At 52.9% G+C, this 15,192-nt stretch carries 17 protein-coding genes; 16 read left to right on the top strand and 1 reads right to left on the bottom strand.

Annotated features, from left to right (window positions below; translation table 11 throughout):
- Positions 1 to 68: 68 nt before the first annotated feature.
- From speD to KNP76_RS05520, 7 genes are all read left to right on the top strand, one after another.
- On the top strand, positions 69 to 455 hold the full coding sequence (gene speD / locus KNP76_RS05550; RefSeq protein ID WP_024371390.1) for an adenosylmethionine decarboxylase: 387 nt from the start codon (positions 69 to 71) through the stop codon (positions 453 to 455).
- Between the two features lie 141 nt (positions 456 to 596).
- Positions 597 to 935 (top strand): hypothetical protein, encoded by a 339-nt coding sequence (locus KNP76_RS05545; protein ID WP_251137362.1) that lies wholly within the window; start codon positions 597 to 599, stop codon positions 933 to 935.
- A 15-nt stretch (positions 936 to 950) separates the two neighbouring features.
- Complete coding sequence (nrdR, locus tag KNP76_RS05540) at positions 951 to 1,418, top strand: transcriptional regulator NrdR (protein ID WP_024371392.1); 468 nt, start codon at positions 951 to 953, stop codon at positions 1,416 to 1,418.
- Between the two features lie 40 nt (positions 1,419 to 1,458).
- Positions 1,459 to 2,811: a DnaD domain protein gene (locus KNP76_RS05535; RefSeq protein ID WP_211780853.1), complete on the top strand. Its 1,353-nt coding sequence runs from the start codon at positions 1,459 to 1,461 to the stop codon at positions 2,809 to 2,811.
- A 5-nt stretch (positions 2,812 to 2,816) separates the two neighbouring features.
- Complete coding sequence (gene dnaI, locus KNP76_RS05530) at positions 2,817 to 3,731, top strand: primosomal protein DnaI (protein WP_214843377.1); 915 nt, start codon at positions 2,817 to 2,819, stop codon at positions 3,729 to 3,731.
- A 304-nt stretch (positions 3,732 to 4,035) separates the two neighbouring features.
- Positions 4,036 to 5,973: a threonine--tRNA ligase gene (gene thrS / locus KNP76_RS05525; protein ID WP_034809348.1), complete on the top strand. Its 1,938-nt coding sequence runs from the start codon at positions 4,036 to 4,038 to the stop codon at positions 5,971 to 5,973.
- A 112-nt stretch (positions 5,974 to 6,085) separates the two neighbouring features.
- Positions 6,086 to 6,952, top strand: coding sequence for a DUF1002 domain-containing protein (locus KNP76_RS05520; RefSeq protein ID WP_214843368.1), 867 nt, complete (start codon positions 6,086 to 6,088; stop codon positions 6,950 to 6,952).
- 29 nt (positions 6,953 to 6,981) lie between these two features.
- On the opposite strand, the gene KNP76_RS05515 is transcribed toward KNP76_RS05520, so the two are convergent.
- Positions 6,982 to 7,191: a hypothetical protein gene (locus tag KNP76_RS05515; RefSeq protein ID WP_034809352.1), complete on the bottom strand. Its 210-nt coding sequence runs from the start codon at positions 7,189 to 7,191 to the stop codon at positions 6,982 to 6,984.
- Between the two features lie 338 nt (positions 7,192 to 7,529).
- On the opposite strand from KNP76_RS05515, the gene infC reads away from it, so the two are divergent.
- The 9 genes from infC to pheT all read left to right on the top strand — a co-directional run bounded on the left by infC (position 7,530) and on the right by pheT (position 15,074).
- Positions 7,530 to 8,060 carry a translation initiation factor IF-3 gene (gene infC, locus KNP76_RS05510; RefSeq protein ID WP_034809354.1) on the top strand — a complete coding sequence of 177 codons (531 nt, stop codon included), beginning with the start codon at positions 7,530 to 7,532 and terminating at the stop codon, positions 8,058 to 8,060.
- A 30-nt stretch (positions 8,061 to 8,090) separates the two neighbouring features.
- On the top strand, positions 8,091 to 8,285 hold the full coding sequence (gene rpmI / locus KNP76_RS05505) for a 50S ribosomal protein L35 (RefSeq protein ID WP_012726697.1): 195 nt from the start codon (positions 8,091 to 8,093) through the stop codon (positions 8,283 to 8,285).
- A gap of 28 nt (positions 8,286 to 8,313) precedes the next feature.
- Positions 8,314 to 8,673 carry a 50S ribosomal protein L20 gene (gene rplT / locus KNP76_RS05500; RefSeq protein WP_021065642.1) on the top strand — a complete coding sequence of 120 codons (360 nt, stop codon included), beginning with the start codon at positions 8,314 to 8,316 and terminating at the stop codon, positions 8,671 to 8,673.
- 84 nt (positions 8,674 to 8,757) lie between these two features.
- The gene (locus tag KNP76_RS05495) at positions 8,758 to 9,012 is read left to right on the top strand and encodes a hypothetical protein (protein WP_034809355.1); all 255 of its coding nucleotides are present in this window, start codon (positions 8,758 to 8,760) and stop codon (positions 9,010 to 9,012) included.
- A 23-nt stretch (positions 9,013 to 9,035) separates the two neighbouring features.
- Entirely contained in the window at positions 9,036 to 9,518 is a 483-nt protein-coding gene (locus tag KNP76_RS05490; RefSeq protein ID WP_034809356.1) for a dUTP diphosphatase, read from the top strand.
- Positions 9,519 to 9,541: 23 nt separating this feature from the next.
- Positions 9,542 to 10,621, top strand: a complete 1,080-nt coding sequence (locus tag KNP76_RS05485; RefSeq protein WP_034809358.1) for a M42 family metallopeptidase — start codon at positions 9,542 to 9,544, stop codon at positions 10,619 to 10,621.
- Position 10,622: 1 nt separating this feature from the next.
- Positions 10,623 to 11,369: a TrmH family RNA methyltransferase gene (locus tag KNP76_RS05480; RefSeq protein ID WP_034814797.1), complete on the top strand. Its 747-nt coding sequence runs from the start codon at positions 10,623 to 10,625 to the stop codon at positions 11,367 to 11,369.
- A gap of 297 nt (positions 11,370 to 11,666) precedes the next feature.
- Positions 11,667 to 12,689, top strand: coding sequence for a phenylalanine--tRNA ligase subunit alpha (gene pheS, locus KNP76_RS05475; protein WP_034814798.1), 1,023 nt, complete (start codon positions 11,667 to 11,669; stop codon positions 12,687 to 12,689).
- A gap of 12 nt (positions 12,690 to 12,701) precedes the next feature.
- Positions 12,702 to 15,074 (top strand): phenylalanine--tRNA ligase subunit beta, encoded by a 2,373-nt coding sequence (pheT, locus tag KNP76_RS05470; RefSeq protein ID WP_214843365.1) that lies wholly within the window; start codon positions 12,702 to 12,704, stop codon positions 15,072 to 15,074.
- Positions 15,075 to 15,192 lie beyond the last annotated feature (118 nt).

The following is a 15,192-nucleotide window of genomic DNA, read 5'->3' as shown; positions in this document are numbered from 1 at the left end:
GATTCAGGCACAAAGTGAGTGATCATCAACTACTTTGAGACCATTGATGTAAAGGGGGATCCACTAATATGGATACTATGGGACGTCACATTATTACAGAACTTTGGGAGTGCAATCCCGACAAATTGAACGATATCGACTACATCGAGCGCTTGTTCGTCGATGCAGCACTTCGCTCGGGCGCTGAAGTCCGTGAAGTTGCTTTCCACAAATTCGCGCCGCACGGTGTGAGTGGAGTCGTGATCATCTCAGAATCGCACTTGACGATTCACAGCTTCCCGGAGCATGGCTACGCATCAGTCGATGTGTTCACATGTGGGGACCGCATCGATCCGGCTACAGCGTCGCAGTATATCGCTGAAGGTTTGGACGCGAAAGTGCGTGAAGACGTCAAACTTGATCGTGGAATGGGACCAATCCGTGTTCCTGAAGCGCAAGTGGCAATCAGCAAATAATCAGATTGACCTTTTGAGGCTGGCCGATTTTCGGTCAGCCCTTTTAATTGTTTTGTTAACGCCTTAATTTTGATATGCTTAACGTATATAAATGAGTTGTTGAGGTGGAAAATGGGAGTATTCGATAAGTTTCAAACACATATGCAGACAGATGATTCGCATAAACAGGAAGCGTTGCGCACCCGTTACTATGCCGCGTCTCCGAACGCCGTCTTGAAGTGGCTCGAGGAAACAATCAAGACAGAAGGGCAGACGGTTCGCCGTGTCGATGCAGACCGAGGTGAACTCGCGTTTCAAGGTGACGGATGGGACGCACTCGCGACTGTCATTCAAGTCGACGGGGGACGGACAGCGGTCGACTTCACGTTGAACCGGGATAGCCGCTTCGGTCCAGACCTTCGTCAAATCGTGGTGACGTATTATGAGGCGTTACAACAAAAATTCCCGCTCCGAGCCATCGGAAACAAAACTGTTGAATGATAAGGAGGCTTGAGCATGCGTTGTCCTAAATGTGATCATAACGGAACGAGGGTGCTCGACTCCCGTCCAGTTCAGGATTTTTATTCGATTCGCCGTCGCCGCGAGTGTGAGCAGTGCGGCTATCGGTTCACAACGTTCGAGACGGTTGAACAGACGCCGCTCATCATCGTCAAGAAAGATGGGAATCGAGAAGAGTTCAGTCGCGAGAAAGTGCTTCGCGGGATCATTCGCGCCTGTGAGAAACGTCCGGTCACGCTCGAACAGCTTGAAGGTGTCGTCACGAAAGTCGAACAACAGTTACGTGCGCTCGGCCAGTCCGAGATTCCGAGTGAACAAGTCGGCGAACTCGTCATGAACGAACTCGCCCGCGTCGACGAAGTGGCGTACGTCCGTTTCGCCTCGGTGTATCGCCAATTCAAAGATATTTCCGTGTTCTTTAAAGAACTAGAAGATTTAATGAAGCAAGAAAAATCGACCAACTAAGGGCGGCCTTCTGGTCGCCTTTTTTCAGGGGAGAATCACTATGGAAAAAGAACGGACCATCTTTGGGACCGATGAACTGCTCATCATGAGCACGGGGCTCGTCGATCGCGAGTCCTATCAATCGCTCTATCATCTGTATCAACCGGTCATCGGGGTAAAAGCGCTCGCGCTCTATCAGACGCTTTGGAGTGAACTGAAACCTGGGAAAATGAAATCGAATTATATGTCACACAGCGCCTTATGTGAAATGCTCGAGTATTCGATTAACGAGCTGACGGACAGCCTGTTCCGGCTCGAAGCGATTGGACTCGTGCGAACGTATAAGACGAAAGACGCGCGCGTCACGCAGTACGTGTATCAGTTGCGGGTCCCGCTCGCGCCGCACACGTTCTTGAACGACGGCCTGTTGTCGAGTTTTCTCTTCTACAAGGTAGGTGAGGTCCGCTTCAAACAGTTGCAAGGTCGATTCACGATCGACCCGCTTCCGGCCGGCATCGTCGAAGTGACGAAAGATTTTAACGAGGTGTTCGACGTCAAAGGCGTCAACCATATGGCGTTCACGCAAAAAAACTATGAGAAACCGGACCGTGCGAAAATCGAGATCAACTATACGTTCGATATGGACATCGTCAAAAAGTTGACGAACTTCCCGGTAGGCTTTTTCACGAAAAAGTTGGATGAGACCATCACGAAACTCGCCTACGTCTCTCAAATCGATGAAGAGTTGATGGCCGAAATGTTGAAAGAGTATTTCGTCCATGAAGCGTACCTGCCGCTCAGCGAACAAGAGAAGCGAGACGGCTGTCGCCAGATGGTGCTCCAGCTGAAGAAGAAGCAGACAAGGCATCGAAAAGCGAAGGCGAACGAGTTGACGAAGACCGAACTCGGGGACTTGGACGATCCGAACGTGATGGAGACGGCGCATCCGCATCAATACGTCTCGACGCTTCGGAAGACGCCGCAATTATCGAAGAGCGACGAACAACTCATCATCGAGATGGTCGATACGCTCGGACTCGCCCCAGGCGTCATCAACGCACTGTTCTATTACTGCATCGAAGTGAAGAAGCAGACGCGGCTTAGTGAGAATTACGTGATGCGCATCGCCACGAGCTGGAAGACGGCCGGGTATGTGCATGCGAAAGATGCGCTCGACCAAGAAGCGACACAAGACGCGTTGATTGAGAAGAAACAACAGAAGCGCGAGAACGTGCAACGGACGACGGTCGGCTCACGCCGCAAGACGCCGCAGACCGAACTGCCGAAGTGGCTCGAAGAGGACGCGAAAGAGCAACGCTCGTACGACCAGAAACGAAAACAAGAGCTCGAGGCGTCGGTGCCAGATGACGCTGAACTCGTCAAGTTGCTCAATGAGTTGAAAGAGAAAGGATGAGGGACATGGAACGTATCAATCAGACGCTCGCCCAGATGATGAATCGGAAAGAAGTTCGGGAAGCGTACGAGTCGATTCGTCGGCGTACCCTCGACCATCCTGGCGTGATCGCCTTCTTAAAGGAACATCCGGAGCTAGATGAGGCGGCAATCGAGCTCGGCTTCACGAAACTGAGCGAGTATGCCGAACAGATGGACGGAAAGGTGCTCATCGAGGCGAACGCCGTCATTCCGGGCCACCAGCCCGTCCTCTATGTCGACCTCGGACAAGTCGCCATCCGTTACGAGGAAACGGTCAAACATCGTCAAGCGCGTCGGCAAAAAGAGATGGACCGAAAGTTCAAGAGCCTGTTCTTGCCGGAAGAAGTGCGTGAAGCGAGCTTTGAATCGTTCGATTGGTCGGATGACGCCCGTAAAATCGCACTCCGTGAGGCGATGCGGTTCGTCTCCGGGATGAAGACGAGACAGAAAGTGAACGGTCTGTATCTGCACGGCAGCTTCGGCGTCGGGAAGACGTATCTGCTCGCAGCCATCGCCAACGAGTTGAAAGTGGCCGACATCGAGACGATTCTCGTCCACGCCCCTGGCTTCGTTTCGGAAGCGAAACGGAAAATCCGGACCGACTCGTTCGATTCGTTTTTGACGTCGTTCCAACACGTGCCCGTGCTGTTGATTGATGACATCGGGGCCGAGGCGATTAGCCCGTGGGTGCGCGACGAGCTGTTCGGCATCATCTTGCAGTACCGGATGATGCACCGGTTACCGACGCTATACAGTTCGAACTTCAGTGGCGAAGAGCTCGAGACCCATTTCTCGATTGACGGATCCCCGCAAAATAAGATGAAAGCGCAACGGCTCATGCAGCGCATCTCGACGACGACGACACAAATCGAGTTGAAAGGTGAAAATCGTCGCCGGTAAGGATTGTATTTCTCGAACGGGTTGACTATACTAATAGCATATAATGGATGCAATGACAGAGGACATGAGACGTCGTCACGGGTTTCAAAGCGAGGGAAGGTTGGTGAGAGCTTCCTAGACACGCCGAACGTTTTACTCCCTCCGAGCACCGCACGGGTCAATCGTGCGGCGAGTCACACTCGTTATCGTGTGTTCGAGCCAAGCGTCTGCTTGGGAACGAGGGTGGTACCACGAGAATCAAAGCTCGTCCCTTTCATAGGGATGGGCTTTTTTTATTTTTTTATGAAAAGAGAGGGGAAGTTACATGATTCATTTGACATTTCCAGACGGTGCCGTCAAGGAGTTCGAAGCCGGCATCACAGCAGAAGAAGTAGCAGGTTCGATTAGCCCGGGCCTCCGTAAAAAAGCGCTCGCCGCAAAAATTGACGGGGAATTGATCGATTATCGTCGCCCGATCGAACAAGACGGTCGCATCGAACTCGTCATGCCGGACTCCGAGGACGGCCTCGACTTGATGCGCCACTCGACGGCTCACTTGATGGCGCAAGCAATCAAGCGCCTTTACGGTGATGAAGGCTCGATTTACCTCGGGATTGGACCGACAATCGAGAACGGCTTCTATTACGACATCGAGATGGACCGTCGTATCAACGAAGAGGATTTGCCTGAAATCGAGAAGATGATGAAACGCATCGTCGATGAGAACCTCGACATCACACGTGAAGTCGTTTCGCGTGACGAAGCGCTCGCCCGCTATCAGGCACTCGGTGACCCACTCAAAATCGAATTGCTCGAAGATATCCCGGCCGACCAGACGCTCACGATGTATCATCAAGGCGAATTTTTCGACTTGTGCCGTGGACCGCACGTCGCATCGACATCGAAATTGAAAGTGTTCAAATTGATGAGCGTCGCCGGGGCCTACTGGCGAGGCGATTCCGACAACAAAATGTTGCAACGCATCTACGGGACAGCATGGGCGACGAAAGAACAGCTCGCAGAACACTTGCGTCTCCTTGAAGAGGCGAAAGAGCGTGACCATCGTAAACTCGGGAAAGAGCTCGATCTCTTCTTCGTCTCGCAAGAAGTCGGTCAAGGTCTGCCGATGTGGCTCCCGAAAGGCGCCTCGATTCGTCGCACGGTCGAGCGCTATATCGTCGACAAAGAACTCGAACTCGGTTATCAGCACGTCTATACGCCGGTGCTCGGTTCGGTCGATTTGTATAAGACGTCTGGACACTGGGACCACTATCAAGACGATATGTTCCCGAAAATGGAGATGGACAACGAAGAACTCGTCCTTCGTCCGATGAACTGTCCGCACCATATGACAATCTACAAACACGAGCCACGTTCGTACCGTGAACTCCCACTTCGGATCGCCGAACTCGGCGGCATGCACCGTTATGAGATGTCTGGGGCGCTCACAGGCTTGCAGCGCGTCCGTTACATGGTGCTCAATGACGGGCACACGTTCGTCACACCGGAACAGATGAAGCAAGAGTTCAAAGACATCGTCCACTTGATTCAAGAAGTGTACGCTGACTTCGGGATTAAAGATTATCGTTTCCGCTTGTCGTACCGTGACCCGGCGGACAAGGAGAAGTACTTCGACAACGATGCGATTTGGGAGACGGCCCAGCGTCAATTGAAAGAGACGATGGACGAGCTCGGCCTCCCGTATTTCGAGGCCGAAGGCGAAGCGGCGTTCTACGGACCGAAGCTTGACGTCCAAGTCCGGACGGCGCTCGGCAAAGAAGAGACGCTCTCGACGGTTCAACTCGACTTCTTGCTCCCAGAGCGGTTCGACTTGACGTACACAGGACCGGACGGGAAAGACCATCGCCCGATCGTCCTTCACCGTGGGGTCGTCTCGACGATGGAGCGTTTCGTCGCTTACTTGATTGAGGAGTATAAAGGCGCATTCCCGACATGGCTCGCACCGGTTCAAGTGAAATTGATTCCGGTCTCGCATGTCCACGATGACTATGTCGCGGAAGTGAAAGCGGAGCTCGTCAAGCGCGGCGTCCGCGTCGAGACGGATCTCCGTGACGAGAAGCTCGGCTATAAGATTCGCGAAGCACAGATGAAGAAAATCCCGATGACGCTCGTGCTCGGCGATAAAGAGCGCGATGAGCGGGCGGTCAACATTCGCCGTTACGGCCAACAAGAACAAGTTTCGGCTTCACTTGACGAATTTATCGCGTCATTGACTGCGGAAATCGCCAACCGTTCACGTTAACTGAGGAGACCGTCCTTCGACGAAGGATGGTCTTCTTTTCGGTCTAAAGACGGATGCGGAATAGGTGTGAGAACACGTAAGGTAGAAGAAAGGAGTGATCATTTTGAATTTTATGAAACCATTCGTAGCGCTGACGGTCGGTTCGGTCGTCGCGACGAGCATGATACCAAAAGTAAACGCAGAAGCCATCGTGGACGATACAATCGTCACGCTCGGGGAGTCGCTTTCCTCGAACCAGCAGCAGTGGGTGCTCGAACGTGTCGAGGCACCGGCCGGAATCGACCCGATTATCACGACAGTGGCCGATGAAGAGAAGTATTTAGGTGACGCGGTTCCACAAGCCCAGCGCGGGGGTGGCATGTACTCGTCAGCCCGCATCAAATTGATGGAGGAAGGCAGCGGATTGAACATTAAGACAGAGAACGTCACATGGGTGACAGAAGACATGTATGCGAACGCACTCGTCACGGCCGGCGTGACCGATGCGGACATTTACATCACGTCACCGATTCGCGTGACCGGTACGTCCGCTCTCACAGGCATCGTGAAGGCGTATGACGTGACCGCCAGTGAGACGGGCATCGAGCTGACAGAAGAACGTAAGGCGCTCGCCCAAGAAGAGCTCGCCGTCACGTCGGAGATCGGCAAAGCGGTCGGACAAGAGGATGTCGCCGGGCTCATGAACGACATCAAGGCGGCGATCGCCAACCAGAAGCCAGAGACGAACATCGAGATTCGTGACATCGTCATTCAAGTGCTCAATCAAAACAACGTCCAACTGTCAGACACGCAGTTGAACCAATTGACGGGGCTATTTGAAAACATGCAACAAGCGAACCTTGACTGGGCATCGATCAGTGACGGGTTGAAAGGGGCCGGACAAAACGTTCAAGCATTCCTCGAGCAAGAAGAAGTGAAAGGCTTCTTCGCCCGGTTGTTCGCCGCACTGAGTAACTTCTTCAAATCGTTGACGAACTAACTATACAAAAAAAGGGCGCGAGCCCTTTTTTAATACCAGCGTTTATAAATGTAGTCGCGGGCGCTCTTGTTGTCATCGACGATCTTAAGGGTGATGCGGTTCATCTCTTCTAATAAATCGGTCAGTACGGCTTTTAACTTTTCATCTTCTAACCCATGGTGTCGCATCGTCTCGGTGACGATGCGTTCGACTTGGTCATGATAATCGTGATCGCTGCCTACATCTTTACGCCAATTCATGGCCATCCCTCCCTTTTTTATTTTTATTCCCTCGCAAAAGGTATTGCGAAACGATGGAATGACTGTTATCATCATAAAAGTGTGAGCTACCAATTATTCATGCGCGAATTCTTGACATCTTTTCCTGCTAGTGTTAAGATGACATAGTGATTAAATACAACAAAGCAGAAGCGCCCGCTTCTCACCTCGTCCGAACAGATTCGGTCAGGTCCATCATGTACGTGAAGCAGCCGAGCATTCGTCTCTGTTGACTCCGAAATGATGTGTGGGCGGGAAACTGCCGACGCTTTTTTTATTGCCATGTTGTCTTATCAATCTAAAACTCGTGCATTCGCACGATGGAGGTGCTAACCATTAGCAAAGAGCTCTTTATCAACGAAAACATTCGTGCCCGTGAAGTTCGCCTAATTGGAGCGGACGGTGCACAACTCGGTGTGCAATCGCGCAATGAGGCATTGCGTTTAGCGGAAGAGGCTGAACTTGACCTTGTCTTGGTCGCCGACAAAGCTAACCCACCGGTCGCCAAAATCATGGACTATGGGAAATACCGTTTCGAACTTCAAAAGAAGGAAAAAGAAGCGCGTAAAAACCAAAAAGTCATCCAGATGAAAGAAGTGCGTCTCAGCCCAACGATCGAGGAAAACGATTTCCAGACGAAGTTGCGTAACGCGCGTAAGTTCCTCGAGAACGGAAACAAAGTGAAGGCGTCAATCCGCTTCCGCGGACGTGCCATCACGCACTCTGAAATCGGGAAACGCGTCATGGAGAAATTGGCGGCGGAATGTGCCGATTTGGCAACTGTTGAGCAAAAGCCGAAGATGGAAGGACGCAGCATGTTCTTAGTGCTGGCTCCGAAGAAAGAAGATTAATCATCGAGTCATAGTGGGGAGGAAATACTCATGCCGAAAATGAAATCGCACCGTGGTGCTTCAAAACGTTTCAAACGTACTGCATCAGGTAAACTCAAGCGTTCGCACGCTTACACAAGTCACTTGTTCGCTAACAAATCGACAAAAGCAAAACGTAAGCTCCGTAAAGGCGCTATCGTATCAGCTGGAGACTTCAAACGCATTCGCAACATGATCGCGAAGTAATACAGAAAGAATTTAGGAGGGAAACCATATGCCACGCGTAAAAGGCGGATATACGACTCGTCAACGTCGTAAAAAGCAAATCAAATTGGCCAAAGGTTACTTTGGCTCGAAACACATTCTCTTTAAAGTAGCAAAACAACAAGTCATGAAGTCACTCATGTACGCATACCGTGACCGTCGTCAGAAGAAACGTGATTTCCGTCGTCTTTGGATCACACGTATCAATGCGGCAGCACGTACGAACGGCCTCTCATACAGCCGTATGATGCACGGCCTCAAGCTTGCAGGGATCGACATCAACCGTAAGATGCTTGCTGAGCTTGCTGTGACGGATGCACAAGCGTTCGCGTCACTCGCTGACACAGCTAAATCAAAATTGAACGCTTAAGTTCAAACGAAAGCGCCGAGACCTTATCTCGGCGCTTTCTTTTTTCTCGTGAATTTCTTAAGATGAAGAGAAGGAGGGGAACGCATGGATCAATCGGTTCTGGCCATCGTCGCGTTAGCGCTCATCGTCTTGAACGTCTTCACGTACGTCCAAGCGAAAAATTATACGCACGGCAACGGTGAATTCAACATACTATACGCCTATGCGGGCGGCGCGATCGGTGCGCTGTTCGGGCTTCATTTGACACGGAAAAAGTCCGTTCATGCCCCAAAAAGCGTCCAATTACAAGTATTGATTTTAGCAGTGGGCTGGTCTTTAATGATTTTAGTACTGCTTTAAGTGGAGAATAGGAGGAGCAACCGGTGAACTGGACAACATTATTTGATCAGCAACGTCGTTTGGACGAACGGATCAAAGAAGAACATCAATTATCCGGGAACCAATTTGATGAGCGGTTACTCGCTTTGCTCGTCGAACTGGGGGAACTCGCCAATGAGACCCGTAGTTTTAAATTTTGGTCGACGAAAGGCCCGTCGCCTCAAGACGTGATCTTAGAGGAGTATGTCGACGGCATTCACTTCTTACTGTCGCTCGGCCTCGCCCTCGGATACGAACGGGAGTCGTTCCCGGCCGGTAGCTCGTATCTTGATGCGACTGATGCTTTTTTAGACGTATTCCGAAAAGTGACGAACTTTGGTTTGTCGAAAACGGAAGCGATGTACGAGACGCTGATGGCGGCATATCTCGAACTCGGATATACGTTAGGCTTCAATGAAGAATTGATTATGTTGGCGTATGTCTCGAAAAATAAACAAAACCATGAGCGACAAGATCAAGGCTATTAATCGGACAAGGGAGCGATCTAGAGATGAATGAATCCTTACATATGTTGAAACGATTGACTGATGCGACAGGCGTACCAGGGAACGAAGGGGAAGTGCGAAGTCTCATGCGCGAATACCTCGAACCGCACGTCGAGTCGTTCGAACAAGACGGCCTCGGTAGCTTGTTCGGTCGTGTGACCGGAGACGCCGATGGCCCACGTGTCATGATTGCCGGCCACATGGATGAAGTCGGTTTCATGGTCACACGGATTGAAGAAGGCGGGTTCCTTCGCTTCCAAGCGCTCGGGGGCTGGTGGAATCAAGTGCTGCTCGCCCAGCGGATGGACGTCGTGACGCGCTCTGGGGAAAAGATTCCTGGCGTCATTGGGGCGAAACCACCGCACGTCTTGCCGATGGAAGCCCGGAAGAAACCGGTCGAGATCAAAGACATGTTCTTAGATATCGGGGCGACGTCAAAAGAGCAAGTCGCGGAATGGGGCATTCGTCCGGGTGATACGGTCGTGCCGCATTGCGAGTTCACGGTCATGAAGAATGAAGACTTCTTGATGGCCAAGGCGTGGGATAACCGAATCGGCTGTGCCATCGCCATTGAGGCGGCGAAGCGATTAAAAGAAGATCAGGCCCCAGGTGTCGTCTTCACCGGCGCGACCGTTCAAGAAGAAGTCGGATTGCGTGGTGCCGTCACGGCAGCCAACATGCTCAAGCCGGACGTCGCCATCGCGGTCGACACGGGTATCCCGGGTGACACGCCAGGCATGACGGCTGCCGAAGGATTGTCGAAGCTAGGCGAAGGGGTTCAAGTGATTTTCTTTGATGCGACGACCATCACGAACCCACGACTCATCGACTTGATTGTAGATGTCGCGAAGGAAAACGACATCAAGTATCAACTCGACTTGACGCCAGGCGGCGGAACGGACGCAGGCCGTTTCCACTTATCTGGAATCGGGATGCCTGCGGTCGCGCTCACGGTACCGGTCCGTTACTTGCATACGAACGTCTCGATTATCCATAAAGCGGATTATGAGGCGGCCGTCGAACTCGTCGTCGCACTCACAAAACGGTTGGACGACAAGACGGTCCAATGGCTGAAAGAGGGATAATATGACGAAAATCACGTCAACGAAAAGCGAGACGATTAAACGATTGAAACGCTTGATGACGAAAAAAGGCAGACAAGAGTCCGGCCAGTTCCTTGTCGAAGGCGAGCATTTGGTTGACGAGGCGATTCGTGCAGGTCGGCTCGTGCAGCTCATTGTCGGCGAATCATACACGCCGAAGCGTTCGTGGCGTCTTGATCAGATGCCCGTCCTCGAGCTCTCTGATCACGTGGCGGACATCTTGTCTGAGACGGAGAAGACGCAAGGCGTGTTCGCGGTCGTCAACATGTCTCCGGTCGAACGGAAGATGAAACACGTGCTCGTCCTCGATCGGATTCAAGACCCCGGTAACCTCGGGACGATGATTCGGACGGCAGACGCCGCCGGGTTCGATACGGTATTGCTCGGCAAAGGGACGGTCGACCCCTACAACGCCAAGGCGGTCCGGGCGACGCAAGGTTCACTGTTCCACGTGAACGTGCGCACGGTCGATTTACTTGAGACGTTACCGGAATTGAAAAGTGACGGGTTCCACGTATACGGGACGGCGCTCGAAAAAGCCAAGTCGTACGACCAAATCGATTTTGGGGACCGCGTCGCGCTTGTCATCGGGAACGAAGCCCAAGGCGTCCATGCGGACGTCCTTGCCCTCTGTGACACCCGGGTGCACATTCCGATGCTCGGCGACGCCGAGTCGCTGAACGCGGCGGTCGCGGCTGGGATTCTCATGTACCGGATCGCCTTACGTTAATCTTGTCAGCAATTCTGTTTCATGATAGGTTAATTATATTGAACGATATACGATAGACGTTGAAAGAGCATAGTACGCGAACTACCGAACGAGTACAGGGAGCATCGGCCGTGATTGGAAGCCGACGCCTCGGGCGGCGCCGAATTCACTCTGGAGTCGTGTTGGAGACAACACCGGGTTGGCATCTCGATACCGATGCTCTCAAGTGGGCCTTCGGGCCAAGTAGGGTGGTACCGCGATGATTCGTCCCTTCAGTCAATGACTGAAGGGACTTTTTTTGTAGAGGAGGAATTATTAATGAAAGAACAATTACAAGCGTTACAACAGGAAGCCCTTCAAGAGATTGAGGTCGCCTCGACACAAAAGGCGTTGAACGAAGTCCGCATCAAGTACTTAGGAAAGAAAGGACCAATGACCGAGGTGTTACGCGGCATGGGCAAGCTCTCACCGGAAGAACGCCCGGTCGTCGGCGACCTTGCGAACACGGTACGCGCCGCAATCCAAGAAGCGCTCGAGACACGCATCGAGTCGGTGAAGGCGACAGAGCTTGAAGCAAAACTCGCCGCTGAGGCCATCGATGTGACGTTACCAGGACGTACATCGCTCCCGGGGCATACGCATCTACTCCAGCAAATCGTCGACGAGATGGAAGACTTGTTCGTCGGGCTCGGCTATACGATTGCCGAAGGACCAGAAGTCGAGACGGACTTGTATAACTTCGAGATGCTCAATCTTCCAAAAGACCATCCGGCCCGCGACATGCAAGACTCGTTCTACATCACGGACGAGACGTTACTCCGGACGCATACGTCTCCGGTTCAGGCACGGACGATGTTACTCGCAAACGGTGAACCGATTCGCATCATCTGCCCGGGGAAAGTGTATCGTCGGGATGAGGACGACGCGACCCATTCGCACCAATTCTTGCAAATCGAAGGGCTCGTCGTCGATGAACACATCTCGATGGCCGACTTGAAAGGGACGCTCGAGGCGTTCGTCAAGCAACTGTTCGGTGAGACGCGTGAGATTCGTCTCCGTCCAAGCTTCTTCCCGTTCACAGAGCCGTCGGTCGAAGTCGATATTTCGTGTTTCAAGTGTGGCGGAAAAGGCTGTAACGTCTGCAAAGGGACTGGCTGGATTGAAATCTTGGGCGCCGGCATGGTACATCCACGCGTGCTCGAAATGGCGGGCTACGATTCGACGAAAATGTCAGGTTTCGCGTTCGGCATCGGTGTCGAGCGGATGGCGATGCTCAAACACGGCGTCGACGACATTCGTCACTTCTATACAAACGACTTACGCTTCATCGAGCAATTCTAAGGGGGACCACACATGTTACTATCAAAAAAATGGTTGAATCAATATATCGACGTCTCGGATTTGAGCGGGCAACAGCTCGCCGATTTGATTACAAAGAATGGGATTGAAGTGGAAGGCGTGACGAATCGGGCCGAGGGATTGAGCGGTCTCGTCGTCGGACGCGTCTTGACGTGCGAAAAGCATCCGGAAGCGGATAAGTTGAACGTAACGACAGTCGACATCGGTGGTGACACGGCTCAAATCGTCTGTGGCGCCCCGAACGTCGCGGCTGGTCAACACGTCATCGTCGCAACGGTCGGTGCGACGCTACCTGGCTTGAAAATCAAGAAGGCCAAACTGCGCGGCGTCGAGTCACACGGAATGATTTGTTCGCTCGAGGAACTCGGATTCGAGAAGAAGCAAATCCGCGAAGACGAACAAGACGGAATCCATACGTTCCGTGAAGCGGTCGAAGTCGGTGCGGACGTCGTCAGTCTCCTTGACCTCGATGATGAGGTGCTCGAACTCGGCTTGACGCCGAACCGTTCGGACTGTCTCAGCCTCTATGGCATCATTCACGAAGTCGCAGCGATTTTGGAGCGTCCGTACACGTTACCGGACACGGACGTCGCGGCAACTGGTCATAATGACGTCACGGTCTCACTTGAGACAGACAACTGCCCGTATTACGCGACGCGACGCGTGGATGGGGTCAAAATCGAGGACTCGCCCCAATGGTTGAAGAACGTCTTGATCGCAGAGGGCGTGCGCCCAATCAACAACGTCGTCGACGTGACGAACTATGTCATGCTCGAACTCGGTCAGCCGCTCCACGCGTTCGATGCGTCGAAGCTCGGCCGAGCCATCGGCGTCCGTCAAGCACACGACGGCGAGACGATTGTGACGCTTGACGATGTGACACGGACGCTCGATGAATCGATGATGGTCATTACGGACGGGAATGCGCCGGTCGCCATCGCCGGTGTCATGGGTGGTTCGAGCACCGAAGTCGACGCGACGACGACGAGTGTCGTGCTCGAATCCGCTTATTTCGTTCCAGCCTCGGTGCGGAAGACGAGTCGTGTGCTCGGGCTTCGTTCCGATTCGAGCGCTCGTTTCGAGAAAGGCGTCGACTCTGAGCGTGTCATGCGTGCGCTCGACCGGGCTGCGCAATTGATTCAGTCAATCAGCGGTGGGACCGTCAGTGACGCCGTGACGTCCGGGGATATCCTGTCGGCCGAACGGACGATTGACGTATCGGTTGCTTACATCAATGAACGTCTCGGTATGGAGCTCGACCGGGAGACGATTGTCTCGATTTTGAACCGCCTCGGCCTCGACGTCGAAGGCGACGAACTGTTGACGGTACGCGTCCCGTCCCGTCGTCCCGACCTCGAGCTACCGGCGGACGTGACAGAAGAAGTTGCTCGTCTGTTCGGTTACGACAGCCTACCGTCGAAACTGCCGGCCTCGACGACGAAAGGTTACTTGCCGCATGTCAACGTCTTGCGCCGTCGTGTGCGCCGCATCCTCCAAGGTGCAGGGCTATCGCAAGCGATTACGTACTCGTTGACGAGTGAGGCACACGCATCACGCTTCGGCGGCGAATCGGCGACAAAAGTACAATTGGCGATGCCGATGAGTGAAGAACGTACCGTGCTTCGGACATCACTCGTCCCAGGACTCCTTGAAGCGGTGCGACATAACACGGCCCGTCAACAAGCGAACGTTGGCTTGTACGAAACGGGACGCGTATATGTGAACGTCGGGGAGACGTTACCGCTCGAGACAGAACGTGTGGCCGCTGTCGTGACAGGCCTTTGGTACGACCATCGTTCACAAGGCACACGCGTCCCGGTCGACTATTTCGTCGCGAAAGGGATTGTCGACACGTTGGCACAGACGCTTCGCACCGAAGTCACGTATGAAGCCGCTTCGATTCCGGACATGCATCCGGGCCGCACGGCGAACGTCCTCGTCGACGGAGAGGTCGTCGGCTATGTCGGTCAAGTGCATCCAGGTGTATCGAAAGACATCTACGGTTTAAAAGAAGTCTATGTCTTCGAACTCGATGTCCAAGCGTTCGATACGGAAGCGACAGCGATTTATGAAGACGTGCCACGTTACCCGTCCATCACGCGAGACTTGGCACTCGTCTTAAACCGAGACATCCCAGCCGGTCACGTTGAGGCGACGATGAAACAAGCGGCCGGTCCGCTCTTGATTGACCTCGCCTTGTTCGATGTCTATACAGGTGAAAACGTCGGGGAAGACGAGAAATCGCTCGCCTTTTCACTTAAATATCAAGATCCGACGCGCACGCTTCAAGATGAAGAAGTGACAGCTTCGTATGAGGCGATCATCGCCGCCGTCAAAGCGACACACGGCGCCGACGTTCGCGCTTAACGCAAAAACTGCGATTCCTAAGCTTAGGAATTGGGCTAACCTAAATTTTTGAGACAATATAAAAACACCTTCGCAGTGGTACACTTAAAAAAAGTGCTAGCATCGGAGGTGTTTTTGC

The organism is Exiguobacterium sp. s150, from assembly GCF_018618435.1.
Lineage (GTDB): Bacteria > Bacillota > Bacilli > Exiguobacteriales > Exiguobacteriaceae > Exiguobacterium > Exiguobacterium alkaliphilum.
The sequence above is the reverse complement of the archived record's forward strand: the minus strand, read 5'-3'. Positions and strand labels throughout refer to the sequence as shown.